The organism is Corynebacterium sp. MSK032 (assembly GCF_030232065.1).
Taxonomy (GTDB): Bacteria; Actinomycetota; Actinomycetes; order Mycobacteriales; family Mycobacteriaceae; genus Corynebacterium; species Corynebacterium jeikeium_D.
This window is the reverse complement of the sequence record NZ_JASPJR010000001.1, coordinates 255,109-281,265: the sequence shown is the minus strand read 5'-3', so window position 1 is coordinate 281,265 and position 26,157 is coordinate 255,109. Positions and strand designations below refer to the sequence as shown.

Genomic DNA, 26,157 nt, shown 5'->3' with positions numbered 1-26,157 from the left:
ACGCCTAAGAAACTACCCCCAAGACTGTACTCGCCAACATCGGCCTGACACTTGACAAAAACATAGGGACACCCCCCTTCCCAAACCCATACCACCAAAGACTGTAATTAGTTATTAGAATCAAAAGTGTGAACAGTGTTCCCCCTTAAGTCCTTTGATTGCAGGGCTTTCCTATAGACATTGTGAGGTTTCCAAATGAAGAAGCTCTCTTCGACCATGGTGGCCGCTGCCGCTTCAGCCGGCATGCTCATCGGCGTTGGCGCCGCCACCGCACAGATTCCTGACCCCGCCCCGTCGGAATGCCCCGCCGGTCAACATTTTGAAAATGTTGGCGGTACTTTCCAGTGTGTAGATGACGCTGCAAATCCGGATCCAGGAGGTTCATCGAACGATGGCATTCCACCGGGCGTTGAGGACACCCAGACCTGTCCCGACGGTTCCCCGCGTGACATGAGTAAGATTGACCCGGCAACCGGGGCTTACGGTGCTTGTGGCACTTCAGATGATTCCGGCCCAACTCCGGAGCCTGATGAAGATGCCCCAGAAAATGACGGAATTCCGCCGGGAGTTGATGACACCGCAACGTGCCCCGACGGTTCCCCGCGTGATATGAGCAAGATCGACCCGGCAACCGGAGTCTACGGCTACTGTCCGACCTCCGATGACGAAACTCCGGGCGACGATGAGAACCCAGGCGATGACGCTCCGGGCGACGATGAAAACCCAGGTGACGAACAGCCCGGGGAGGACGAGAATCCTGGGGAGGAAAATCCAGGCGACAAGCCCGACACCCCTAAGAATGACGGTAAGCAAACCGGGACCAAGAACACTGGGCTAGCAGTCACTGGTGTTCAGGCGACTGCCCTCGGCGGTGCCGCTCTTGCACTCTTGGTCGGTGGCGTGGCAGCTACCCGCCTCGCACGCAAGAATTCTAAGGATTCCTAGCACAACTCTCCGCTAGATTCCTAGCACCTCAACATTAAAGGCCCCGGAGCCCCGCGTATCCTCTACAGAAATCTACGCGGTGGCTCCGAGGCCTTTATTTTTGCCGGGGGCAACGGGCGACGCTGTACTCACCAATCGATGGAAAATTCACTCATCGATGTTAGTTACTATTTGCGGCCGCCGAGCAGTGCGTCTACGAAGCTCTCCGGCTCAAACGGCGCCAGGTGGTCAGCACCTTCACCAAGGCCAACCAACTTCACCGGCACACCGAGCTCGTTTTGCACCTGGAATACAATGCCGCCCTTCGCGGTACCGTCCAGCTTGGTCAGGGCAACGCCGGTGATGTCTACTACATCCCGGAACGTACGAGCTTGCAGTAGACCATTTTGGCCAACCGTCGCGTCCAAAACCAGGATGACTTCGTCAACCTGAGCCTTCTTCTCCACCACGCGCTTAATCTTGTCCAGTTGGTCCATCAGACCGACCTTGGTGTGCAGGCGGCCGGCGGTGTCGATGAGCACCACATCAGCGCCGGACTCGATACCGTGAGCAACTGCCTCAAATGCAATAGAAGCAGGATCGGCGCCTTCAGCGCCGCGAACGGTCTCCGCGCCAACGCGTCGCCCCCAGGTCTCCAGCTGGTCGGCTGCAGCAGCACGGAAGGTATCCGCTGCGCCGAGAACAACACGGTGGCCACCGGCGACCAGTACACGAGCCAGCTTGCCCGTCGTCGTGGTCTTACCTGTGCCGTTGACACCGACTACCAGAATCACTGCGGGCTTGCCCTCGTGCGGAAGTGCGCGGATGGAGCGGTCCATCTCAGGCTTGCACTCCTCAATCAACACCTCACGCAGCAGGGCGCGCACTTGCTCTTCCGTGCTCACCTTCTGGCTGGCAATACGCTCGCGCAGCTTATCGACGACACGCTGCGTCGCAGCCGCACCGAGGTCAGCCATAACCAGGATGTCTTCAACCTCTTCCCACGCGTCCTCATCAAGGTCACCCGCGCCCAAGATCCCGAGCACAGACTGGCCAATTGCATTCTGCGACCGTGACAGACGACCGCGCAGGCGGCCCAGACGTCCCTCAGCCGGGTCGATGGAGTCAATCTGCTGTTCTGCTTCTGGCTCTGGCGTCGGCTCCGGCGCAGCTTCCGGCTCCGGCTCTGGCGTCGGTTCTGGTTCGGGAGTCGGCTCCGGCTCCAGCTCCGGTTCAGGAGCAGGAACTACCTCTACCTCAGGCTCTGCTTCGGGCTCTGGTTGTGGTTCCGGCTCGGGCTCTGATTCCTCTTCCCCGGCCGTTGGCAAATCGATTGGGATTTCCCGCATTACGCGGTCATAATCCCCCTCCATTTCGGTGGGGTTATCCGGAATAACCAGTCGACCTTCTGGTTTCAGCAGTGAACCGTCCGGCTGATCGGCAGGTATATCAGCCTGCTTTTCCTCTGGCTCCGGGGCCTGCTTTTCAATCGGCTTTTCCGCCGGTTTCGGCATCGGTTTTTCAACCGGCTGCTTCTCGCGGGTATCAGTCCCACCACCGGCCGGAGCGAAGTTAAAACCACTAGTGGCCTGGTAATTTCCAGACTTCTCCTGCTGGGTGAGTTCCTTAGTATCTTCCTTCGCAAAGGAAATGCGCTGGTTCTTCCTGCGGACATAGCCCACAACAAAGAGCAGCGCGATAATAACGACAATCGCGACGACAAGGAGTATCCACTGAGTTGGAGTCATAACTCTCATTATGCAGTATCAACGACTCTTCCTCACTTACTCCGCGCTTACTCCGCTCCTGTCGACGGAGTTGCGGATGCCGGTGACATTCGCTGCGAGATTACTCGAGTCACACCATCGCCCCGCATGGTCACGCCGTAGAGCACATTCGCAACGTCCATTGTTGGCTTCTGGTGCGTAATGACAATCAGCTGACTGGTCGCGCGGAGTTCCTCGAGCAGCGCAATAAGGCGACGCAGGTTAACGTCGTCAAGCGCGGCTTCAACCTCGTCGAGTACGTAAAAGGGACTCGGGCGCGCGCGGAAAATAGCGACGAGCATTGCCAGCGCCGTCAGCGACTTCTCGCCGCCGGAGAGCAACGACAGCCGCTTAACCTTTTTGCCCGGCGGGCGGGCTTCAACCTCGATACCTGTCGTGAGAAGGTTGTCCGGCTCAGTGAGAACCAGTCGTCCGTCGCCGCCCGGGAAAAGCGTTTGAAAGACCGCGGGGAATTCTGCCTCGACATCGTTCCACGCGTCTGTGAAGAGCTGCAGGATCGTGGCATCGACTTCCTCGACAACATCGGTGAGGTCCTGGCGGGCCTTGAGGACATCATCGAGCTGCGTGGATAGGAAAGAGTAGCGCTCCTCCATCGCCTTATACTCCTCCAGCGCCAACGGGTTGACGCGGCCGAGCACACGCAGATCCTTCTCCGCCTGTTTGAGCTGCTTCGTCACGGCTGCGCGGTCGAAGTTCTCATCAGGAGCAAAGTCCGCGAGCAGGTCATCGACAGACAGCCCCAACTGGTCGACGATGCGCTCTGCAGCCTCGGTCACGCGGACCTGCGCCTGCGCACGGGCGATGTCGCCCTGGTGCGCGGAATCCGTTAGCTGTGCCAGCTCACGTTGCGCCGCATTTGCCTCCGTCCGGGCCGCTGATAGTGCCTGCGACACTGTCTTCTTCTGCGCCTCGGCATCGTCGCGATCGGCCTCTGCCCGCGCCAACGACACGTTGACCTTCGCATGCAAATCCTCAGCCAGCTCCGCGACAACTTCTGCCAATTCGCGCTGGGCAACCTTCGCCATCTGCGCCTGCTCATGGCGGGCCTTCGCTACGCGCTCCGATGCAGCCTGGCGACGGAGCCGCTCGGCCTTGCCTCGTACACTCGACAGTCGCTCCTCTGCCGTACGCAGCGACAGACGCGCCTCTGTTTCCATGGCGCGCACAGCCGTCAGCGCCTCCGAGGCACGGTCACGTTCGCTTGTCGACGGTTCCCCCTCCTCGGGGTCACGGTCAACGCGAGCTAAGCGGTCTGCGACCTCCGCCAACTCCTTCTGGAGCTTCGTTACTCGGTCCGCGGCTTCGGCTCCGCGCTGCTCAGCGCGTTCGGCATCATGCACCACGCCGGACAGCTGCGCTGTGGCCCGAGTTCGGGCATCCGTGAGGACCTTCATACGACTCTGGTGTTCACGCAGCGCAGCACGGGCGGCCGCCGCGTCCGTGCGGCGGTCCTCTTCTTCGGCCTGTGCACCGGAGAGCACACCACCGAGGTCACTCAAACGCACCTGTGCTTCTGCTAGTTCTTCGCGAGTCTTAGCAATGTCGGCGGCGATTTCCACACCTGATGCAGTGCCACCAGCACCGCCAGCTACCCAACCAGAGCCACGCAGCACACCATCGCGGTCAACAACGCGCAGTCGAGTATCCTGGGTCACCAGCTCACGGGCGACGTGCTCGTCGTCGCAGGCCACGACGTCAACGAGCAGAGAGGTCAACGAACCCGAAAGCTCCGCGGGCACTGTCACATGATCGAGCAGCCAGGATGCCTGTGCGGGCAGAGTGATGTCCAAGCGCCAAGAGTCGGATGCATCCGCAGAATTGATAACAACGGCACTGCCCTTGCCCGTGGCCACCAGCTCGTCGATAAGCGAATCTCCACTGCCCTCGCTGACCAGTGCTTCGGCGGCCGCGCCGAGGGCGGCAGTGAGCGCTTTTTCCCAGCCAGCGTCGACATCGATGACTTCAGAGAGAACGCCGAGCTCGTGCTTTTCACGTAGCCACGCGGTGCCGTCGTTGGCAGCGGCGGTGCGGGCGGTCTCCAGAGCTTCGATGCGGGCGGAAAGACCTGAGACGCTGCGCTCGAGGTCGCGCTCGTCAGCGCGGAGTTCTTTCAACCGTGTAGAGGCCAGCTCTGCTTCCCGGTTGGCCTGTTCATAAGCACTCTGCAGCTCGGGACCTTCGAATTCTGCCTCGGCTAGCTCCTGCGCGGCGTTTTCCACAGCTTCGGTGGCATCGGCACGGCGTTCGTCGGCCTCATTGGTTTGCTCGGCAAGGCGTGCAGCTTCGGCCTCGGCGGCTTCCAAGCGGGTGCGCAGAGATTCTTCTGCGGAAATGAGACGAACCACGCCTTCGCGACGGTCGGCGATTGCGCGAACGGCCGCGAGGTGCTCCGCTTCGGCTTCGCGGAAAGTCTCCTCGGCATCGAAGAGCGTTTCGCGGATTTCCTCCAGTTTTTCGCGGGCCTCTGCCTCAGCCTCAGCGAGCGTGGCTTCTTCGGTGGCGGCGTCGTCGGCACGCTGCTCCAGGAAGTCCGGGTCTGGGCCTACCCACGGAGCGACGGAGTGGTCGGCCGCGCGATCGGCGGCGATGCGGGCCGTCGCTTGAATACGCTCACCGAGTGCGGAGAGACGAAACCACAAATCACGGGCAGCATCGGCAGCTGGAGTGATGTCCTCCAGTTCGGCTTCGAGTTCTGCAGTGCGCTCAGCGGCAATCTCGGCTCGCTCCGTGGCGGCCTCCACCTTTTCCTCAATGAGCTTGGCTTGACCAGCAATGTCATTGAGGCTGTCCTGCAAATCCACGAAGTCCGCGGCAGCCAAACGCAACTTGGCGTCGCGCAGGTCTGCCTGCACAGTCTGGGCGCGAGAGGCGGCCTCAGCCTGACGCTTCAGCGGTTTGAGCTGACGGGCAAGCTCACCTGTCAGATCCTGCAGACGGTCGAGGTTAGCCTGCATCGACTGGAGTTTGCGCTGCGCTTTCTCCTTGCGGCGGCGGTGCTTGAGCACACCCGCTGCTTCTTCGATAAACGCACGACGCTCCTCTGGCCGCGACTCCAGAATCTGCGAAAGCCGGCCCTGGCCGACGATGATGTGCATCTCGCGGCCAATACCGGTGTCGCTGAGGAGCTCTTGGACATCCATGAGGCGGACGCGAGAACCGTTGATTTCGTACTCACTTGCGCCGTCGCGGTACATGCGACGCGTGACAGAGACTTCCTTATATTGAATGGGAAGTGCCCCATCGGAATTGTCGATGGTAAGAGTAACCTCCGCGCGCCCCAAGGGCTTTCGCCCGGAGGTACCCGCAAAGATGACATCTTCCATTTTGCCGCCACGGAGGGTCTTGGCGGAATGCTCACCCATAACCCACGCGAGGGCATCGACGACATTCGACTTTCCGGATCCGTTCGGGCCGACAACTGCGCAGATGCCGGGCTCAAATTTCATCGTCGTCGCCGAAGCGAAGGATTTAAAGCCCTTCAGAGTCAGCGATTTCAAATACATGGGGCAATATCTTACCCGTAGTTACGGTTTGGAGCTGAATTACCCCAAGCACTCACTCATTTACACAGCCTTGTTTACACGGCGCCGTTTACACAGCCGCCTGCTTGGCCGACGTGTAGGCCGACTCACCGTGCTGAGCGACGTCGATACCAGAATGTTCCTGCTCGCCGTGGATACGCCAACCGACGGTTGCCTTCAGGACTCGGGCAATGATGTACGTCAGCACGCCCGAGAACACAGCTGCGATGACAGCAATAATGATCTGGATGGCAAACAACTTCAGCCCGTCGATGCCACCGCCGGTAAGCAGTCCGCGATCATTAGCCAGCAGGCCAACACCAATCGTTCCCCACATAGCTGCAACCAGATGCAGACCAACCACATCCAGGGTGTCATCGAAGTTGAATTTGTACTTCAAGCCCACTCCCCAGCAAGCCAGCGCACCGCCGATATAGCCCAGAATGATTGACGTCACTGGGTTCATATCTCCTGCGGCCGGAGTAATAGTCACAAGCCCTGCGATGACACCCGAAGCGGCGCCCAGCGAGGTGGGATGTCCATCACGAATACGCTCGAGTGAAATCCAGCCGAGCATCCCCACGCACGCTGCCACCGTCGTATTCAGCCATGCCAGACCAGCGACACCGTCGGCCGCAAATGCCGAACCGCCGTTGAAGCCGAACCAGCCGAACCACAGCAGTGCAGCACCCAGCATGACGAGTGGCAGATTGTGCGGGCGATGCTGGCTGCCATCGATGGACTTGCGCTTACCGACGATAATCGCCAGCACCAAAGCGGCAGTACCAGCAGCAATGTGCACAACCGTACCGCCAGCGAAGTCAATTGGAGCGATCAATGCTTCACCGTCAGCGGTACCGAACAGCTTTGCCGACAGCCCCTCTGCCGAGTGGCTCAGCAGGCCACCGCCCCAGACCATGAAGGCCATTGGGAAGTACACCAGCGTCGTCCAGAAGCCGACGAAAATCAACCAGGTGGAGAACTTCACGCGTTCGGCCAGCGCCCCAGAGATCAGCGCTACAGAAATCGAGCAGAACGTGAGCTGGAACCCAATGTCGATGATGTTTGGGTAACCGTTCGCACTCGCAATGTAGTTGCCGTCGCCATCCGTGATTGAGTTACGCAGACCGAAGAACTCGAATGGGTTGGCAAAAACACCACCGATCGACTGCGATCCGTAGGACATCGACCAGCCCCACAGCACGTAAATGGCACCGACAACGCCGACAGCACCAAAGCTCATCATCATCATGTTGAGCACCGACTTCTGTCGCGACATGCCGCCATAGAACAGCGCGAGCGCCGGTGTCATCAGCAAAACCAACGAAGCCGAAATCAGCATCCACGCTGAGTTTCCAGACTGTGCAATTACTTCTTCAGGCGTCATATGTGCCTCCCCTGCCTGTCAGTAGGTAGTTATTAACTTAATCCACTCGCCTTTCGTATTTACGTATTCGTTTTCCCGGTTGCGTAGGTTTTTAGCGCTCTGAGACCTCTACAACGCACCAATCGACTACCTCAAGACACGAAAAATCCCCCGCCAACTGCGCAAAAACAATGACATAGAGCGAGGGATAGAACGTATTCGAATTTTTCGGATTCCTACACCGACATGGGGGGGGAGGAAGGCAGTTGGCACCCGCTTAACGACGGTCAAACGTGCTCAATGCACCCTTCGGTTCCTGCCATAACGGCACCACTGCCGTCACATCGCCCGGAGTATTCGGCCCCTCAAGCCAAGCGAGCAAACTCTCACAGTCTGCCCGTGGCCCTTCAGCAACAACTAACACCCGACCATCCGGGTAGTTCTGGGCGTAACCAACCAACCCCAACTCCAGAGCCGTCGCGCGGGTGTACCAGCGAAAACCAACACCTTGAACACGACCGTGTACCCACGCGGTGAGGCGGACGTCGTTAAGCAACATCGGACTCACGCACTGTCATCGGGTCGGAACCGTCCCAGCACTCAATCTTGTCGTGGCCGCGGACGTTAGGCAGATCATCGCGGTGGAATACCGGATTAAGCCCCTTGGACTTCTGCTCGGAGTAATTCTTTAGTAGGGCGACAGCTACGCCGCCCAGCGGCAGAATGGCGATGATATTGATGGTGGCCATGAGTGCGGAGAAAGTATCTGCAAGCGACCAGACGAGCGGCACGGAACCGACAGCTCCGCCAATCACGCACAGGATGACCAGGACACGCACGGTGTTCAGGACAGCCTTGCTCTTAGACAGGAACGGGATATTTGCTTCGGCGTAGTAGTAGTTGCCCACCAGCGAGGAGAACGCAAGGAAGAAGATGATAACCGTAACCGCGTGGATAGCCCACGTACCCACCTGCGCTGACAGCGCAGTCTGAGTCAGCGCGGTGCCCTCTACATCGCCGCCGAAAGTCGGGTCGGACAGCAGGATGATAACCGCGGTGATGGTACAGACGACCCAGGTATCGAAGTAGACGCCCATGGTCTGAATGAGGCCCTGCTTGACCGGGTGCGACACCGATGCCGTCGCCGCCGCATTCGGAGTGGAACCCATACCGGCTTCATTGGAGAACAGACCGCGGCGAATACCCTGCATCATGGCGGTACCGACGGCAGCACCAGCAATCTCACGGATACCGAAGGCGTGCTCGAAGATGAGCTTGATCATGCCCGGCACTTCAGTGATATTGAGAGCCAGCACAATCAGACCGAGGATGATGTAGGCCACGGCCATGATCGGTACGACAATTTGCGTCACCGCCGAAATGCGCTGCACACCACCGAAGATGATGACGCCGGCCAAGATTGCCAGCACAATGCCGACGCAGAATTTAAAGATCGGCGTTCCCTGACCAGTCGACTCAGCCACAGCCGCCGTGATTGAGTTGGACTGCACCGCATTGAACACAAAACCGTAGGTCACCGTGATAGCGATGACGAAGAGCGACGCCATCCAGCGCCAGTTCTCTCCCAGCCCCTTGGTGATGTAGTACGCGGGCCCTCCTCGGTAAGAGTCCTTATCCCGCACCTTGTACAGCTGCGCCAGCGTCGACTCCACGAAGCTGGTAGCACCGCCAATCGCAGCGAGCAGCCACATCCAAAACACGGCACCTGGCCCACCCGTAGTGATTGCCACCGCCACACCTGCGACGTTACCGGTACCGACACGCGAGGCAGCAGAGATTGTGAAGGCCTTAAAGGCCGAGATGCCCTTGACCCCCTCGGAGATGTCAGACGGCTTTTCGGTAATTGCCTTGAACATCTCCGGGATGTACCGGAGCTGCACCACAATGGTCCGCCAGCAGAAGTACAGGCCTGCACCGCTGAGTAGCAGAATCATGAACAGCCAGTACTTGTCATTCCAGGCGTTGACCCAATCGGTCGCTTGTTCCATGAAGCTCATAAGGAAATTCTAGCGCTGACAGGTGGGACACAGATAACTCGATCTATTCCCAAATGGCAGACGGACAATTGCGCGCCCACACCTCGAGCACGGCTCCCCCGCTTGGCCATAGGCGTTCAAGCTCCGCTCGAAATAGCCACTTTCGCCGTTGACATGCACATATAACGCATCGAAGCTCGTGCCACCCGCCGCTAGCGCCCGCTGAAGTACCGCTTGCCCCTCGCGCAAAAGTTTCGCTAAACGACGGACCGAAAGGTCACACGCCGGCACGCGCCCATCGACCTTCGCTGCCCAAAGCATTTCGTCGGCATAGATGTTACCGATACCCGACACAATGTTCTGGTTGAGCAATACGGCCTTAATCGGCGAACGCGACTTCATCATGCGGTGTGCAAGTGCAACCACATCGACAGTTGGCTCCAATAGATCGGGCGCGATCTTGGCTGCGGGTTCCGGAACAAAGCGACCGTGGGATTCGACCATTTCACAGGCCCAGACCCAACCAAAGGTGCGCTGATCGTTGAAGTTGATAAGGTGCCGAGCGCCGTCCGGCAGGGCTATGTCAAATGCGGCCCTGGTGTGGCGTCCGGGCAGCGTATCGGGCGTGTACGGAGCTTCCACACGCAATTGGCCGCTCATACCCAGGTGGATGGCAATTGCGGAGTCGTCGTCAAGCGTGAGCCACATGAACTTGCCGCGGCGATCCGTAGCGATAACCGTGCGCCCGCGCGTGCGACCGATAAACTCTGCGGCACCACCGGGTTGGCGCCGCACGGCACGAGCGTTGTAGACGAAAGTGTCCTCGATGCGGCCACCGACGACGTAAGCGTCGAGACCGCGGCGTACGGACTCGACTTCAGGAAGCTCGGGCATTATGCCAGTGCAGTATGCGCCTGATGCGCGGCGTGCATCTCGGCTTCCTTCTTCGTGGCGCCGGTACCGCTGCCCTTAACCACGCCGTCAACCAGCACGTCAACGTAGAAAGTTAGGTCATGGTCGGGGCCGGTGGTGCGCACGGTGTACTCAGCAGCCGGTAGTTGCTTGGCTGCCAGGCGCTCCTGCAACAGCGTCTTCCAGTCACGACCGCGAGACTCCGTCGGGGCATCGTCAATCATCTGGTTAAACAGGCGAAGAACGGTCTCGCGGGCAACCTCAAAGCCATGCTGCAGGTAAATGGCACCCAGCAGCGCCTCGGTGGTGTCAGCGAGAATTGAGTGCTTATCCGCACCACCGGTGGCCTTCTCACCGCGACCGAGGAGAATGTGCTCCCCCAATCCGATACTGCGGGCCAGGTCAGCCAGCGCGTACATGTTCACGACACCTGCGCGCATCTTGGAAATATCCTGCTCAGCGCGGTCCGGGAAGCGACGGTAGAGTTCTTCAGCAACGCACATGCCCAGCACGGCGTCGCCCAGGAACTCTAGCCGCTCGTTATTGGTCAGCATGCCATTTTCATTCGCGAAACTGCGGTGGGTCAAAGCGAGCTTCAGGGACTCCTCTGATAGCTCAACACCGAGTTTTTCCAGCAGCGGGGCGTGATCGACGGCCTCGAAAGCCGCCTTTCTAGCCGCCTCACCGGTTAGCCGACGCTTGCGGCTCATCCGTTATATCTCCTTTAAAGTCTTCGTCTAAGTCGTCGTCGATTACTTCTCGTCGCCGAGCGAGCCAAACTTTTCCGCCAGGCCAGCCCAACGCGGATCAATGCGCTCCTCTTCACCCGAGATGCCGTCTGGCTCCGGCACTTCTGAGTCCGACTCAGCACAGCTGGAATCGAAATCCAGACAGGTCGGATTGAAGGGCAGATTCAAGCCCGCCTCATCGATGACGGCTTGAGTGATATCCACCGTATTGTCGACGATCTGGCCAACTTCGTCCTCAAGGTCTTCTTCCTCGGCATCGTCGCCTGTGATGAAGTCCTCGTTGTTGGAAAAGACAGCCGAAATGTGGAAGCTGAGCTCCGGATTCAGCGGGGCTAGGCAGCGGACACACTCGCCGGTGGCCTTGGCAGTCACAGTCGCGTCAACCATGACACCACTGCCGAGGTTCGTGACAATGCCGTCAACGACAACCTCCTCGCCAGCGGCGATGCCAATCATCTCGACACCAACGCGGACGGGGCTATCGCCTACCTTGCGGAACTGCTCGGGCATGCCGCCCTGCAGACATGTCGAAACGTCCAGAACAAATGGGGATGAGTCAGTCATGATAGACCTCAGTCTACCCCGAAGATGCGCTAACGCTCGTACCGGCGGCGTTCCTGCCCCTCGGAGAAGGAAGACGGCGCGCTCTGTGCCCCTGCACCACCGCCGACGGCACCGGCCCCCGAACGCAGTACCGAGCGATTGCGACCGACATTACGCAGGGTCTCCTGGAGAGTCTGTTCAAACTCGGCGAGCTTGGAATCAACGTAGCGGTCACACTCTTCACGGAGGCGAGAGGAATCCGCGTGTGCGTCGGAAAGCAGACGATTCGCCTCGTCGTTGGCTTCGCGGACGACCGTTGACTCAGCGACCAGGCGAGCCTGCTCCTCGCGGCCTTCCGCAACGGAACGCTCGTAGGATTCGTTACCAGCGTGAATCAGGCGATCGGACTCGGCAGAAGCACGATCCACAATGCTGTCGTACTCGTGCTGAGCATCCTCGCGGAGGCGACGGGCGTCGTCCTCAGCGGCCGCGACGGTGCCAGCTGCGTGGGCATTGGCATCCTCGACGGTGTGGTTAGCGCGGGCCTCGGCCTCGTCGACAATGCGATGGGCTTCTTCATCCGCAGTCGAAATGGTGTTGTTCGCCCGGGCTTCAGCATCGTTGATAATCTCATCCCGCTGGTCCAAGACATCCTGCGCGTCATCGAGCTCAGCCGGGAAAGCATCCCTCAGCTCATCGAGCAACTCGAGAACACGCTGACGCGGAACCATACAATTGGCCGACAGTGGCACGCCGTGTGCCTCTTCTAGGATCTGGACCAGTTCATCAAGAGATTCGAAGACGCGAAACATGACTTACATGCTACTTCAGTCGGCGCTGCAGGGCGTGCAAGACAGGCTCAGGAACTAGCCCTTCCACCGAACCGCCGTAGCGAACAACTTCCTTCATCAGTGTCGACGACACATGACCGTACTTCGGATCAGCTTCCACAAAGAGAGTCTCAATGCCCGTCATGCGCCGATTCATCTGCGCCATGGGCGCCTCGTACTCGTAGTCCGCCGCCGAGCGCAGACCCTTGACCAGGCAGGTGATACCCTGCGCGGAGGTGTAGTCAACCAACAGCTTCGACCAGGAGTCCACCTGCACATTGTCCAAGTGCTGCGTGCACTGCCGAATGAGGTCCATGCGCTCTTCGACGTTGAACATGCCCTGCTTATTCGGGTTGTGGGTAACCAGCACGGTCACCTGATCGAATTGGCGCGCGGCACGCTCAATCACATCGAGGTGACCAGAGGTCATGGGATCGTAGGAACCGGGGCAGCATGCGTGAGTCATAGAGGTCAAACCACCTTTGGCCGTCGTAAAGCGTAAAGAAGAACGTTAAGCGTTGTAGATAGCGGTGTCGAAGCGCGCCAAACCGTGAATGCGACGCTTCAGCTTCTGCTGGAGCTGTTCGTAGCCCTCGGGCCACTGCGTCTCCTCGTCATCGCGGTGACGCTCCACAGTCACGACCGCGCCCGGCGCGAGGAAACTGCGCAGCGCCTCCAGCATCTCTGTAACGGCCTCCCCCGCCAGCTCATAGGGCGGATCCGCAATAACGCGGTCAAAAGGCTCGCCCGGCGCGCCCGCAAGGTACGACGACACTTTCATCGGAGACACGGCCACATCAGGATGCCCCACGGTGCGAATGTTCTTTTCAATAGCGGCAATGGCGTTCGGATCGTTTTCCACCAACACGACGGAACGCGCGCCGCGAGAAGCCGCTTCCAAACCGAGCGCGCCCGAGCCAGCAAACAGGTCGAGAACGCGAGTTCCCTCTAGCCCAAAGCGTGTTGACCAGGAGGAAAAGATGGCTTCCTTCGCGCGGTCACTAGTTGGCCGAGTGGTCTCTCCCTTAGGCGCGACTAGCCTACGACCGCGTGCCTCACCTGCAATAATGCGGGTCATCTACTTCCCTTCGTGCGATGTGTTCTCGTTGCCGTTGTGCTGTGCCGTGGCGCTGTGAGTTGCTGGCGTGATTCTTGCCAGCAGCTGACCGCCTTCGACATCCACAAATTGATCTGCCGCCACCTCCGCGACCGTGCCCGGGCAGGGCGCTAAAACCGGCGCTTCTAGCTTGACGGCCTCCACGACCGCAATAACCTGACCGGTCGTCACCGAGTCTTTCTCGGCGACCTCCCAGCGGACTACTCCTGCAAAAGGTGCACAGACATCTACCATGCCCAACAGTCTACTTTGGTCTTACTAGGAGCGGTCCAAGTAGTTCGACTGCTCTTCATCGATATCGGAGATAAGCTCTCCCACAAGCCTCTCATCAACATCGAGAAGAGCCATGGCATCATGTCGGGTGCGCTCGATGATTTCGCCGTCGGTGGTGAGGTCCACCAGGCCGAGGCCGGTTGCCAGTCCCGATTGGTCATCGCCGAGCAGATCGCCGAAACTACGCGTGGCCAGGTCCAGCTCCGCCAGTTGAATGCCGTCGGTGGTGGCGGCAATGCGGTCCAGCCGGGTGCGCTCCGGTGTCTGCGAATGCGTGTGTGTACATAGGAAGCACAGGCCACCACGGTCACCACGGCCGACACGACCGCGCAGCTGGTGAATCTGCGAGATACCGTAGCTCTCGGCGCGGCGAATCATCATGATCGTGGCCTCTGGTACATCCACGCCGACTTCGATAACTGTGGTGGACACCAGCACATCCAGCTGTCCTGTGGCAAAGGCCTGCATCACGCGGTCTTTGTCCTCCGGTGCCATATTGCCGTGCAACTGACTGATACGTATACCGGGCAGTTTTTTCCTCGCTCGGTCGAACACCGCCTCCACGGACTCGTCGAGGAACTGTTCCTCGTCGCGGGTAATGCGGGGACAGACAATGAAGGCGCGGTTGCCCTTGGCCACTTCTTCCCCAATCCGCTCCCAGGTTCGTGCCTCCCAGCGCGGCTTTTCCAGCGTCGGTACGACAAAGGATTGGATTTCCTGACGTCCCCGTGGCAATTCCGTCAACTGCGAAACTGCGAGGTCGCCAAAAATGGTCATCGCTACCGTGCGCGGAATCGGGGTTGCCGACATCACCAACAGATGCGGTGTCATTCCACCCCGTCCCCTGCTTCGCAGCTGATCGCGCTGGCGCACACCAAAGCGGTGCTGCTCATCGACGACCACCAGCCCGAGATCGAAGAACTCCACGCCCTCACTGAGCAGGGCATGCGTGCCGACGACAATGTCAGCCTCCCCGTTGACTGCCTCCAACAGGGTTGCCCGGCGCTCCTTCGTCGACATCGATCCCGTCAACAGTCGTACAGTCACTGCTACTCCAGCTTGCTCCAGCATCGCTGTCAGCGATCGGTAGTGCTGTTGGGCCAGGACTTCCGTCGGCGCCAGCATCGCGCACTGCCTGCTGGCATCGACTGCTTGCAGCATTCCCAGCAGGGCCACCACGGTTTTACCCGAGCCAACTTCACCTGCTAGCAGGCGGTTCATTGGGTTAGGCCTCGCCATATCGTGCGCAATATCGGCTGCGACCGCGACCTGACCGTCGGTAAGCGAAAACGGCAACCCCCGGCGTAGCTCGTCGCGAAGTCCCCCGGCGACTTCCATGCAGGCCGGCGCGGTGAGGCTCGCTTGAGTACGCTTGCGTGCACCAACGGCGAGCTGGAGCTCAAGCGCTTCGTCGTACTTCAGACGGGCAAGCGCAATATCGGGGCCCGCGATGGAGGGAAAGTGTGCGCCACGCAGTGCGGAGTCGAAATCGGTAAGTCCCTCCGGCGTGGCGGGCAATGGGTCTGGCTGCAGCGGTAACCATTCGAGGATGCGCTGCATGTACAGAGCCAGGTGAATACCCGCTACTCCTTTACGGCCACGGTAAATGGGCAGATAGGGGCGCGTGAGCAGCCGCTGCATCTCCGCAATCCCCTTGGCTGTCTTCGTCAGTGTGGCCAGCTTGCCAGTGGCTGCGCCTACCGAACCATCGGCTTTAAGCACCATGCAATCAACATTCTTCAGCTGTAGCTCATTGCGGAACTCGCTGAGCGTGCCAACAATGAGTAGACGCACACCGGGGTGCAGCATATTGCGCAGCCATTCGGCACCGAAAATCGCGGCCGGAAGAATGCGCACGCCGTCGCTGACATAGATTTTCAGTGGCTTGCGTCGGTCGGCGAAGGCGGGCGCTGGCGAAATGCTGTGCACCTCCACGACTGTGGTGATGGTGTCGCCAATGTCGGAAAATGACACATCTAAGCTCTTACCCTGCGCCACGTAGCGCTTCGGGAAATTCGTCAGCGCATCCGAGACGGTCTCCATACCAAAAGCCGTATGCAGCTTCTTTGCAATCTTTGGCCCCACCACGATATTCAGGGGCGTGCGCGCATAATCCGAGCCGAGCCATCCGAGCATCGCGCTACTCGATTCCTACCTGCACCAGCTCATCGATGCCGGTCGCATCATAGGCTACGACCTCCACAGGCTTGTCCAGCCGCGCCCGCACTTGCGCTATGTCCACGCCCTCAGCTCCGCGCCCGAGCAGCAGAGTCACTAGTTCCCCGCCGCCAGCCAACAGGTCTGAGATGGTCTCTGTGAGCGCGTCAGTCAGGGGCTTATCGACGTCCGCAGCGACTACAGCCGTTCGCGTGCCATTGGCAGCCTCTCCCATCGCATACGCAGCAACCGCCAGCGGCAGCTCAGCCGAATGCACGGCCAAGGCAGCAAGGCCAGCCGGAATGGAGACTGTGGACACTACCGCGAGCGTCGGATTAGCCGCGGCAGCAGCGAATTCGATATCCGCCAATTCCTGGTCGCTGACCAGCCCATTTGGCAGCAGGATAACCTCGTCCGCGCCCCTCATGGCAGTCAGTGCCTTGGTGACCACATTGTCAGCGAACTCCTGGTCGGCGATGGCTGCTCGATCTGTGGGAGTGGATGTGGGAGTCGGAGCGGGGGTCGGGCTGATAGCAATCGCCCCAGAGGAGGTGATGAGATCATTCAGCGGACCGTCCGGCACTACCGCAATGAGGATGCGAGTGGACTCAGGTGTTGTCTCCGGCTCATCGAGCACCTCGATACGGATGCGTTCCGGACGACCGAAGTCAAGTGCTGCCTCGATAACCGCGCCCGGCTCCACTGTGTGGATGTGCACCATGTACTGCGCGGTCTCCGCATTACCAGCATCACCTGCGATGATGAGCGAATTGCCCAGCGGGTTCAACCGCTCTCGCAGCGCTTCCACCGCCTGGGTATCCGCCAAGGAAATCAGGTACATGACCTCCATCTCAACGGTGGCTACGTGTGGCGCGTCGACATGCAAATCGACCGGTGCGGCTGCGCGGCCGCTGACTTCGTCGGCAAGCGCGTCGAGCAGAATGACCAACCCCGCGCCGCCGGCGTCGACCACGCCCGCCTGCTGCAGTGCCGGGAGCTGGCTGGGGGTTTTCGCCAGCGCATCGCGAGCGGCATCCGCGATCGTGTCGGCGAGCTCCTCAATCGAGTCGCCCTCAAATTCCTCCGCGGCAATCGCGGCGTGCTGCAGGACTGTCAGAATCGTGCCCTCCACCGGATTGGCAATCGCTTGGGAAACATGTTGCACAGCTAGCTTTAGCGAGTGTTGTACCGACTCAACGCCAATGCCACTACCGGAGGCAGCCTCAGCCACCGCGCGAAAAACCTGCGAGAGCACAGTGCCCGAATTACCGCGGGCACCGCGCACTGCACCGGCAGCTAGGGCCGCGGTGACTGCGCGAACATCGGAAGCGTCAGCCTTTTGCGCTTCCTCATAGGCCGAACTCAACGTCGCGAGCATATTCGACCCGGTATCGGAATCCGGTACTGGGAAGACATTGAGACTGTTAATCTCATCGCGGCGGGATTGAAGCGCATCAATTCCCCGGGCAACCCAGCCGACAATCGCGGCAGAACCAATCTGCGAAGACATGAATTCCTATTCTAGCGTCCAGTCGATAGGGGTAGCTCCCTGACGAATCAGCGACTCATTGGCCCGGCTGAACGGGCGCGACCCGAAGAACCCACGGGATGCCGACAGCGGTGACGGGTGCGGCGAACAGATGCAGTCCACGCCCGGGAGCCAACGCTGCAAACTCTGCGCATCGCGTCCCCACAGAATTGCCACGAGAGGCTTGTCCCGAGCGACCAATGCTTTGATGGCATGCTCCGTGATTGCCTCCCAGCCCTTACCGCGGTGCGAGGCAGCAGCACCCGGGCGCACGGTCAGCACACGGTTGAACAGAGCTACGCCCTGCCTACTCCACGGAGTGAGGTCACCGTTGGAGGGAGTCGGGAGCCCCAGGTCGGAGGAGTATTCCTTAAAAATATTCGCCAACGACCGCGGTACCGGCTTCACATCCGGTTGGACCGAGAAGCTGAGCCCCATCGCGTGCCCCGGGGTCGGATACGGGTCCTGGCCGATGACGAGCACCTTGACCTCATCGAATGGGTAAGTGAAGGCGCGTAGCACATCGGTGCCCGCGGGCAGGTAGCCGTAGCCGGCCGCGTTTTCCTCGCGCAGGAACTGCCCCATCCGGTGGATGTCATCGGCCACTGGCTCCAGCGCCTTCTGCCACCCTTCTTCGACCGGCAACGGATCCATGTCATGCAGCCTTTCTTCTCAAAACCTCGTCGAACTCTTAAAAGGAAACCCAACCGGCATCGCGGGCAGGAGGTTTGCCGTCGATAAGCACCGAATCGAACTTTTCCTTCGACACCGTGCCGATAGCGCGGAACCCCGTCGGAGGCTCCCCCGGTGTCGAACCAATCAGTGTGTGGTCCTCCCCGCCGGTGAGCACCCACTCCCATGGATCGACGTCGAGGTATTCGCCAGCGGCAATCTGCAACTCATCGGGCGCAATCGCACTGCTGTCAACTTCCAAAGTAACCCTGGAGGCCTGCGCAATAGCACGGAGATCCACCACCAGTCCATCGGAATTGTCCGTCAGTGAACGCACGCCTGTGGCTCGCGCCGTAGCACCCCTGCGATATTCAAATTCGGGCGTACAGTGTGCGGCCACCAGCTGCGCAAACTCGCTTGGAATTTTTGCCGGGCTTCCGCAGTGCTGCAGCAGCGCAAGGCCCGCAGCAGAGTAGCCGATGCGTCCCGACGCAATCACCGTATCCCCCGCGCGTGCTGCTGAGCGCAGCAGCGGCCGCCCAAGCCCACCGAGTTCGCCCATCGCACTGATGGAAATCACCAGAGAATCTCCGCTGACCATGTCACCACCGACGAGTTCCGCCGGACATTGCTTGCCTTCCTGCCACAATCCCTCGGCGATACCGGTGACCACACTCACCGGAGTATGCAACGGTGCTGAGATGGCGAAAAGCATGGCCGTTGGACGCGCACCCATCGATTCGATATCGGCGAAATTCTGTACTGCGGCCTTAGCTCCAACTTGCTGAGGTGTCGACCAGTCCAGGCGGAAGTGGCGCCCTTCCACCAACATGTCGGTGGAAGTGACAAAACGGGCGTTGGGGGTTGTCTGCGTCAAGACGGCGGCATCGTCGCCATTGCGTGCCGACGGGGCGATAGCCCGGATGGCCTCAATGACCCCAAACTCGCCAATATCGCCAATGGTCAATTCAGTCACAGTGTCGAGTCACATTCCTAATAGTCGATGGTTAACCGTTAATAGCGGAACCCGTCTCGGTAGTGCCCCCAACCAATTGGAGTTGGTACCGGACAACGTAGAATCAGGCCCATGGTAGACGCACCCCCATCGGGAGAAACAGTTCAGTCCAAGGGTAGCCGGACACGCGCGGGCATCGCACTCGCTATCGCCATTATCGCTATCCTCGGCATTATTTTTGCCGCAAAGATTTACCAGGATAATCAGGCGACAAAGCCAGTCGCGATTTCCAATCCGGAGCTTCCCGCCAATGACTCGCCCGAGTGTGCGGAACTGCTCGACCGACTGCCAGATCGCGCCGCAGGTCTGGTTCGCGCCGACATTGCAGAGCCGGCTCCAGAAGGCGCCGCTGTGTACCGAAACTTGGAACAAGACCGCATCACGCTGCGCTGTGGCGCGAACGTACCTAGCCAGTACAACGAACTGGCTAAGACCGAAGAGGTCAAGGGCATTTCGTGGCTGCGCGTGGTCGACAGTACCGACGAGTCTTTGGCGACTTGGTTCACCGTCGGGCGCGAACCGGTTGTTGCGATTACCGCCGAAGGAAATGCAGAGGCGGAGGATGCCCTGAGTGACCTCGCCGAGGCGCTGCGCCCGGACTCCGAGTACAAGAACAAGCCGGAGCGCGGCGGCGTCCCGCTGGCAGAATTGGCAGCTCCGGAAGCTGATAAGCGCTGCAGCGGCTTGGAGGCTGCCCTCCCCCGCGAGCTTGGCAACCGTCACCTTCTGAGCGCAGAGGAAATGCCGGCTGACATGCCGAAGGACATGGTCATTTGGGGCGGCACCCCAGCCGATCCGGTGGTGCTGCGCTGTGGTGTCGACGAGCCGGCTGGCTATAGCACCACCACGCAGCAGCTGACGCAGGTTGGCGACATTGTCTGGTTCAACGAACCAACGCTCTCCTCCGGTACCTCCGCCACCTGGTACGCCATGGGCCGGGAGCGCTTCGTCGCCGTTGAAATGCCGATGTCGGAGGCCAGCTCACTGATGCCGGTGCTCTCCTCGGTCATCGCTGACAACCTGGAGAACATCTCGCCGAGCGAAGAAAAGTAAGAACCAACTTCTATCGACGAGCTACCAGCGCCCGCTCAATCAGGGCGCTGAGCAGCTCCTCGTAGGCAACACCGGAAGCCGCAAACATCTGCGGGTACATCGAAATCGGGGTAAAGCCCGGCATGGTGTTGACCTCATTGATAATCGGGCCATTATCCGTGACAAAGAAGTCCACGCGAGTCAGCCCATCAGAGCCCAGTGCCCTGAACGCCCGACGAGCATCCGTGTCCAGTGCCTTCAAAACATCCTCCGGCAGCTCAGCCGGGATCTGCGCCGAGACGACATCATCCAAGTACTTGGTCTCAAAACCGTAGAAGCCCTCGTCAGAGTCCTCCGTGCCACGCAGCAACGACGGAACTGATACCTGCAGGCTGCCGTCAGCGCGCTGCAGCACACCAATCTCCACTTCGGCGCCGTCTACACCGGCCTCTACAATGACCTTCCAGTCGTGCTCTCGGGCCAGCTCTACCGCCGCATCCAGATTCGCCCAATCATCGACGCGGGAGATACCAATCGACGATCCACCACGGGCAGGTTTAACGAACACCGGCAGGCCAAGGGTCTCCTTGTCCTCGTCGGAAAGCGACTCGCCGACATGCAAAACAACCTGCTTGCCAATAGGAAGCCCCGCTGCCTGCAAGAGATTCTTCGTGCGTTCCTTATCCATTCCCGCAGCGGAAGCGAGCACGCCCGGGCCGACATAAGCAATGCCGGAAAGCTCAAAGAGCCCCTGAATCGTGCCGTCCTCGCCGTGCGGACCGTGGAGGACCGGGAAGATAACGTCGACGGTGTCGAAAACCTCGCCGGCGCGATCACCGGTGACGAAGCGGAATTCACCGCGGCGTGACGGCGAGGTGCTCAGCGCAACTTCCTCGCCCGGGATGACCTCCGGCATCGTACGCCCCTGCGTGCGCAGCGTATCCGTCTCACGCGTACCGACGGTCCAGACACCATCCTTGGTAATACCAATGGGAACCACTCGGAAGCGGTCCTCATCCAGGTGATCCATAATTGCGCCGGCCGAGACACAGGAGACGCTGTGCTCAGGGCTTGCACCACCGTAGATCACGGCGACGGAAATGCGATCTGCAGACGAGCTATTCGACGAAGTCATGGTGACTAAGTTTAGCCCCGACCTCGTTTAAGTGGTTACTCCGACTTGCGGCTGCGCCCCATCAGCTTGCGAATTGTCTCATCGACCTTCGCGCCTTCGTGGCAGACGGCGTAAACGGCCTCAGTAATTGGCATTTCCACGCCATTGCGACGAGCGAGGTCACGGACCGAGATTGAAGAAATCACACCCTCAGCCACCTGACCGCGCGTAGCGTGCTGCGCCTGCTCCATCGTGTCACCGCGACCGAGACGATCGCCGAAGGTACGGTTACGCGACAGCGGCGAGGAACAAGTGGCCACCAAGTCACCGAGGCCCGCCAATCCCGCGAAAGTCTTATCTTCTGCACCAACCGCGTCGCCCAGACGCGTGATTTCCGCCAAGCCACGGGTGATAATGGTTGCCAGCGTGTTCTCACCCAATCCTTGACCAGCGGCCATACCGCAGGCCAACGCAATGACGTTCTTGCAGGCACCGCCGATTTCGCAGCCGATCACATCGGTGTTGGTGTACGGGCGGAAGTAATTAGTGGCAACTGCCGCCTGAATCATCTTGGCGTTGTTCTCATCGGCGCAAGCAATCACCGTTGCCGCTGGCTGCTCCATCGCAACTTCGCGGGCGAGGTTCGGGCCGGACAGCACCGCAATACGCTCTGCTGGCAGGTCTGTGACCTCCGCAATGACCTCACTCATGCGCAGATGTGTCTCGCGCTCCACACCCTTGGCCAGGCTGAGCAGAATCGTCTCCGGCCCGATGAAGTCCTTCCAGACCTTGAGGTTGTCACGCAGAGTCTGCGAGGGCACGCCCAGCACCACCACATCCGCGCCCTTCAGCGCGGCCTCTGCATCCGAGGTGGCTTCGATGTTGCGCGGCAGCCCCAGACCAGGCAGGTAGTCGTGGTTTTCGCGGCTGATCTGAATACGCTGTGCCTGCTCCGCACGTCGCGACCACAGCCGTACAGGATTGCCCGCATCAGCAAAAACCTTGGCGAGCGTCGTGCCCCACGAGCCCGCACCCATCACTGAAACCTGCACCATCGCCGCGACCTTCCTCCGTTAGTCTCTAATCTCCAACAAGTCTAGCGAGACGTTCTCACACTGCGATACTAAACTAGGTCGGCGACAAAGGATTGAAAGGGAATTCACGATGATGCACGAAGAGGACAAGGACCTCAAGGGCGATACCTCCGTGACCGGTCGCCTGCGCCAGATTCCAACGAAGCCAGGTCAGGATGTCACCAAGCCGACCTTCGCGGCCGGCGCGGTTCTATGGCGCGGCGATGTCCACAACCCTGAAATCTGCGTGATTCACCGTCCCTCCTACGACGACTGGTCGCTGCCGAAAGGCAAGCTCGACGCCGGCGAGAACCTCATTGCCACCGCTGTCCGCGAAATCTGGGAAGAGACCGGCTACCGCGTCCGTCTGGGCAAGCTCGTCGGCAACGTCTCTTACCCTGTCGCCGGACGCACGAAGCTGGTCTGGTACTGGACCGCTGAGGTTCTAGACGGCGAGTTCGAACAGAACTCCGAGGTCAACGAGCTTCGTTGGGTCTCCTGGGACGAAGCCGAGGAGCTGCTGTCCTACGACCTCGACCGCGACGTGCTGGTCAAGGCCCGCAAGCGCATGAACAAGGAACCGGACACCCGTCTCATTCTGGTTCGCCATGGGCGTGCGCACCGTCGCACCAACTGGAACGGCAATGATGCACTGCGACCACTGGATAAGAAGGGACGTCGTCAAGCGGAACTGCTCGTCTCTGCCCTGGAAGGCTTCCGCCCCGAGCGGATCTACTCCGCCGAGCCCGTGCGTTGCCAGGACACCGTCGCGCCACTCGCCGCAGAGCTGGGCATGCAGGTCACAGTCGACGAACGGCTTGGCGACGAGCACTGGATTGCCAACCAGGTTGAGTCCAAGAAGGCATTCGAAGACATTGTCGCGCTAGGCGGAGTCAGCGTCATCTGCTCTCAGGGCATCACCATCCCAGACCTGCTTGCCGCCTGGTCCGCTGAGGGTACCCTGCCCTTCGACGAGGAAATCCTGTGCAAGAAGGGCTCTGCCTGGGTGCTGGGCTTCAACGACGGTGTGATGACCACGGCTGATTACTACGCCTCGGCGCTGCCGGTGAAGTAACCCCTACAACCTCGGATCCATCGGCTCTGACTCCAGCGCCAACACGCCGAAGACAGGGACGTGGATTCGATGCAGAGGCTCGCCCGCCGCTAGACGCTCCAGCGACTCAATGCCGAGGGCATACTCGCGCAGCGCCGATGACTGCTTGTGCTGCAGATTTCGCCGCTTCAACTGCTCTTGACGCTGCGGGTGCAGGTAGTCATGCCCATAAATCATGCGCAGATACTCCCGCCCCCGCACCTTCATGCCGGGCTGCACCTGGCGGTCCACTGCCGCGTTTTCCATTGGCTTGACGACGGCCCCCTCCCCGCCCGACTCTGTCAGTTGCAACCACCACTGCGATGCGGCCTCCACCTGTTCCGGGTCACTGGGGTCGAGGACGAAGCAGCGCGTCTGCCGGTAGATCTTACTGTCAGCTGCTACCAGCTGGTTCGCGATATCCAAGTGCCATGAGTGCGGCTTGTAGTGCCAGGTGGCATCCTCACTTGCCAGCACTTGGAAGGGTGCGAACTGAATCTTGTTGTCGCTGTCGACATAGCGGTTGTAAGCAGCGCGGAACTTCTCGAGCTCGTCCAGAGTCTGTTCTGGAGCGGGACCGCCGACCTCTATTCTCCTGCCGGTAGCTGCCTGCAGAGCGGCCGCGAGCTGTCTGGCAGCACCAATACCGGCGGCAGCAGTGGGTGCATAGATGTCGTCGATAAGCCCTTGCGCCTTGAGATTCCAAGGCAATACTTCGCCGTCGAGCAGGACCCAGTCGCCGAATTGGTCGAAAAGCCCGGCGCGCTCTGCGGCCTTGGTCATTTCGTCGAGTGCTAGATTCTTACCGTCGAAGAAGGCACGCCCCGTCCGGGTATATGCGTAGGTGCTAGCACCGAAACGGGTCTTTGCTCCTGGCCGAATCAGGCAGAGCACAGCTCGGGAACCCATGTGCTTTTCCTGACAAATGACCTGGTCAGTGTGTTCAGCGTAGTAGCGGAATGCCTCCTCCGGGTGTTCCAGGAATCCCTCTCGCTGCGAGGTCGGCGCCGGTGACATGGTCGGTGGCAGGTAAGGAATTCCCTCGGGCGCGAGCGTGAAACGGCTGATGGTTTCCAGCGCTGCAGCCGCGCGGTCACTATCAATGCGGATGCGTCCATGGCGCCCAGTCTGGATACCATCGACGTCTAACACGTCAGTGATACGCAGCTCGGACTCCGGTCGGTTGGTGGTCTTGCGGGATGGGGCCTCCCACCACGTCTGCTTTGCATCGACCTGCACGTTCTCTAGTTCGGGATAGCGCAGTGCAGAGAGCTTACCGCCGAATACGCAACCGGTGTCGATGCACATGGTGTTATTGACCCAGCGCAGACGGTCCGCTTCCATGTGGCCATAGACAACACGGGCGGCACCGCGGTAGTCCGCCGCCCAATCCAGACGTTCTGGCAGGCCATTTTCATCGAGCTTGCCAGTAGTCGCACCGTAGAGCGCGAACTCGCGGACTTTTCCAGAGGCCCTGCCATGGAGGTGCTCAGGCAGTCCCGCGTGGGCTACGACCAGGGCTCCGTCATCAAGCACGTAGTGCACAGGCAGGTGGTCGATGAAGTCGCGGACGTCCTTCCGGAACTCCTCACTTTCGCCTGCGAGCTGAGTGAGCGTTTCGGCCAGCCCGTGGCCCGTGGTGACGTTGTGGCCGTCGAGGGCGCGCACCAACTTAGAGTCGTGGTTTCCGGGCACGCAGAGAGCATTGCCGTCCGAGACCATCCCCATGACCAGCTTCAAGACGGCTGGGCTATTGGGGCCGCGGTCAACGAGGTCACCAACGAAAATGGCCTTGCGGCCATCTGGGTGATGAGCATTGCTGCCATCCGCCGAGAGCTCGTAGCCGAGCTTCTCCAGCAGTGCGGTCAGCTCGTCGAAGCAACCGTGGACATCGCCGATGATGTCGAAAGGGCCGTGGAGATCGCTGCGATCGACCTTCAGCGGCACACGTTCAATGGTGACGTTGTCGATTTCCTCCGCGGAATTCAAGATGAAAACGTTGTGAATCTTCTCGCGCTTCAGGTGCTTGAGCCCTCGGCGCAGGTCACGGTGCTGGCGCTCCAACACCTCTACTCCGAAGTTGCGGTCAGTGCGCTGCCTGTGCCGCTCCTTCACCTCCGCCAACGGAAGATTCAAAACGATAGCAGCACTGAGCGCATGGTGTCTGCGCGCCAGCTTCACGAGCCGGGCGCGGTCCTGCGGTTTCACATTCGTCGCATCGACCACGGTGAGTAAGCCTGCTTCCAGCCGCTTGCCGACGATCGTCTCCAGCAGCTCAAAAGCAGGCGCCGTCGCCGCCTGGTTATTCGGATCGTTGGAAACAATGCCGCGACAAGTATCCGAGGATACGGCTTCAAACGGGCCGAAGTGCCGTGCCGCAAACGTCGACTTTCCAGCGCCAGAGACACCGACCAGCATGACCAAGCTGAGGTTAGGAAGTGAGATGGTACTCAT

General features: G+C 60.1%; 22 protein-coding genes. 3 read left to right on the top strand and 19 right to left on the bottom strand.

The window, feature by feature from the left end:
* The first annotated feature begins 195 nt into the window (after positions 1 to 195).
* On the top strand, positions 196 to 945 hold the full coding sequence (locus QP995_RS01240) for a hypothetical protein (RefSeq protein ID WP_048735495.1): 750 nt from the start codon (positions 196 to 198) through the stop codon (positions 943 to 945).
* A 167-nt stretch (positions 946 to 1,112) separates the two neighbouring features.
* On the opposite strand, the gene ftsY is transcribed toward QP995_RS01240, so the two are convergent.
* From ftsY to QP995_RS01160, 16 genes are all read right to left on the bottom strand, one after another.
* Positions 1,113 to 2,672, bottom strand: coding sequence for a signal recognition particle-docking protein FtsY (ftsY, locus tag QP995_RS01235; RefSeq protein ID WP_049171536.1), 1,560 nt, complete (start codon positions 2,670 to 2,672; stop codon positions 1,113 to 1,115).
* A 47-nt stretch (positions 2,673 to 2,719) separates the two neighbouring features.
* Positions 2,720 to 6,214 (bottom strand): chromosome segregation protein SMC, encoded by a 3,495-nt coding sequence (smc, locus tag QP995_RS01230; protein WP_284852833.1) that lies wholly within the window; start codon positions 6,212 to 6,214, stop codon positions 2,720 to 2,722.
* Between the two features lie 88 nt (positions 6,215 to 6,302).
* Positions 6,303 to 7,619, bottom strand: coding sequence for an ammonium transporter (locus tag QP995_RS01225; RefSeq protein ID WP_284852832.1), 1,317 nt, complete (start codon positions 7,617 to 7,619; stop codon positions 6,303 to 6,305).
* 256 nt (positions 7,620 to 7,875) lie between these two features.
* Positions 7,876 to 8,157, bottom strand: a complete 282-nt coding sequence (locus tag QP995_RS01220) for an acylphosphatase (RefSeq protein WP_049171546.1) — start codon at positions 8,155 to 8,157, stop codon at positions 7,876 to 7,878.
* The gene (locus QP995_RS01215) at positions 8,147 to 9,607 is read right to left on the bottom strand and encodes an alanine/glycine:cation symporter family protein (RefSeq protein WP_284852835.1); all 1,461 of its coding nucleotides are present in this window, start codon (positions 9,605 to 9,607) and stop codon (positions 8,147 to 8,149) included. The genes QP995_RS01220 and QP995_RS01215 overlap by 11 nt, the downstream gene beginning before the upstream one ends.
* A gap of 18 nt (positions 9,608 to 9,625) precedes the next feature.
* Positions 9,626 to 10,489, bottom strand: coding sequence for a bifunctional DNA-formamidopyrimidine glycosylase/DNA-(apurinic or apyrimidinic site) lyase (gene mutM / locus QP995_RS01210; RefSeq protein WP_049189533.1), 864 nt, complete (start codon positions 10,487 to 10,489; stop codon positions 9,626 to 9,628).
* Positions 10,489 to 11,217 (bottom strand): ribonuclease III, encoded by a 729-nt coding sequence (gene rnc / locus QP995_RS01205; protein WP_049189534.1) that lies wholly within the window; start codon positions 11,215 to 11,217, stop codon positions 10,489 to 10,491. The genes mutM and rnc overlap by 1 nt, the downstream gene beginning before the upstream one ends.
* Before the next feature lie 42 nt (positions 11,218 to 11,259).
* Positions 11,260 to 11,820, bottom strand: a complete 561-nt coding sequence (locus QP995_RS01200) for a YceD family protein (protein ID WP_048735478.1) — start codon at positions 11,818 to 11,820, stop codon at positions 11,260 to 11,262.
* 29 nt (positions 11,821 to 11,849) lie between these two features.
* The gene (locus QP995_RS01195) at positions 11,850 to 12,611 is read right to left on the bottom strand and encodes an SPFH domain-containing protein (RefSeq protein WP_049171555.1); all 762 of its coding nucleotides are present in this window, start codon (positions 12,609 to 12,611) and stop codon (positions 11,850 to 11,852) included.
* Between the two features lie 10 nt (positions 12,612 to 12,621).
* Positions 12,622 to 13,095, bottom strand: a complete 474-nt coding sequence (gene coaD / locus QP995_RS01190) for a pantetheine-phosphate adenylyltransferase (protein ID WP_016422540.1) — start codon at positions 13,093 to 13,095, stop codon at positions 12,622 to 12,624.
* 45 nt (positions 13,096 to 13,140) lie between these two features.
* Complete coding sequence (rsmD, locus tag QP995_RS01185; RefSeq protein ID WP_048735471.1) at positions 13,141 to 13,707, bottom strand: 16S rRNA (guanine(966)-N(2))-methyltransferase RsmD; 567 nt, start codon at positions 13,705 to 13,707, stop codon at positions 13,141 to 13,143.
* Complete coding sequence (locus QP995_RS01180; protein WP_049171558.1) at positions 13,708 to 13,980, bottom strand: acyl-CoA carboxylase biotin carboxyl carrier protein subunit; 273 nt, start codon at positions 13,978 to 13,980, stop codon at positions 13,708 to 13,710.
* 24 nt (positions 13,981 to 14,004) lie between these two features.
* Positions 14,005 to 16,155 carry an ATP-dependent DNA helicase RecG gene (locus QP995_RS01175; protein WP_284852831.1) on the bottom strand — a complete coding sequence of 717 codons (2,151 nt, stop codon included), beginning with the start codon at positions 16,153 to 16,155 and terminating at the stop codon, positions 14,005 to 14,007.
* Between the two features lie 4 nt (positions 16,156 to 16,159).
* The gene (locus tag QP995_RS01170) at positions 16,160 to 17,686 is read right to left on the bottom strand and encodes a DAK2 domain-containing protein (RefSeq protein WP_284852830.1); all 1,527 of its coding nucleotides are present in this window, start codon (positions 17,684 to 17,686) and stop codon (positions 16,160 to 16,162) included.
* Positions 17,687 to 17,692: 6 nt separating this feature from the next.
* Positions 17,693 to 18,358 (bottom strand): uracil-DNA glycosylase, encoded by a 666-nt coding sequence (locus QP995_RS01165; protein WP_070852362.1) that lies wholly within the window; start codon positions 18,356 to 18,358, stop codon positions 17,693 to 17,695.
* Positions 18,359 to 18,395: 37 nt separating this feature from the next.
* Entirely contained in the window at positions 18,396 to 19,352 is a 957-nt protein-coding gene (locus QP995_RS01160) for a thiamine-phosphate kinase (protein WP_284852829.1), read from the bottom strand.
* A 111-nt stretch (positions 19,353 to 19,463) separates the two neighbouring features.
* Here QP995_RS01160 and QP995_RS01155 point away from each other — a divergent pair, with 111 nt between their 5' ends.
* Positions 19,464 to 20,444 carry a DUF3515 domain-containing protein gene (locus QP995_RS01155; protein ID WP_284852828.1) on the top strand — a complete coding sequence of 327 codons (981 nt, stop codon included), beginning with the start codon at positions 19,464 to 19,466 and terminating at the stop codon, positions 20,442 to 20,444.
* A gap of 10 nt (positions 20,445 to 20,454) precedes the next feature.
* On the opposite strand, the gene QP995_RS01150 is transcribed toward QP995_RS01155, so the two are convergent.
* A complete protein-coding gene (locus QP995_RS01150) occupies positions 20,455 to 21,558 on the bottom strand; it encodes a D-alanine--D-alanine ligase family protein (RefSeq protein ID WP_049171570.1) in 1,104 nt (367 codons plus the stop codon).
* A 35-nt stretch (positions 21,559 to 21,593) separates the two neighbouring features.
* Positions 21,594 to 22,592: an NAD(P)H-dependent glycerol-3-phosphate dehydrogenase gene (locus QP995_RS01145; protein WP_016422532.1), complete on the bottom strand. Its 999-nt coding sequence runs from the start codon at positions 22,590 to 22,592 to the stop codon at positions 21,594 to 21,596.
* 112 nt (positions 22,593 to 22,704) lie between these two features.
* Here QP995_RS01145 and QP995_RS01140 point away from each other — a divergent pair, with 112 nt between their 5' ends.
* Positions 22,705 to 23,685, top strand: coding sequence for an NUDIX hydrolase (locus tag QP995_RS01140; RefSeq protein WP_172954645.1), 981 nt, complete (start codon positions 22,705 to 22,707; stop codon positions 23,683 to 23,685).
* 3 nt (positions 23,686 to 23,688) lie between these two features.
* Here QP995_RS01140 and QP995_RS01135 read toward each other — a convergent pair whose 3' ends face one another.
* Positions 23,689 to 26,157 (bottom strand): polynucleotide kinase-phosphatase, encoded by a 2,469-nt coding sequence (locus QP995_RS01135; RefSeq protein WP_284852827.1) that lies wholly within the window; start codon positions 26,155 to 26,157, stop codon positions 23,689 to 23,691.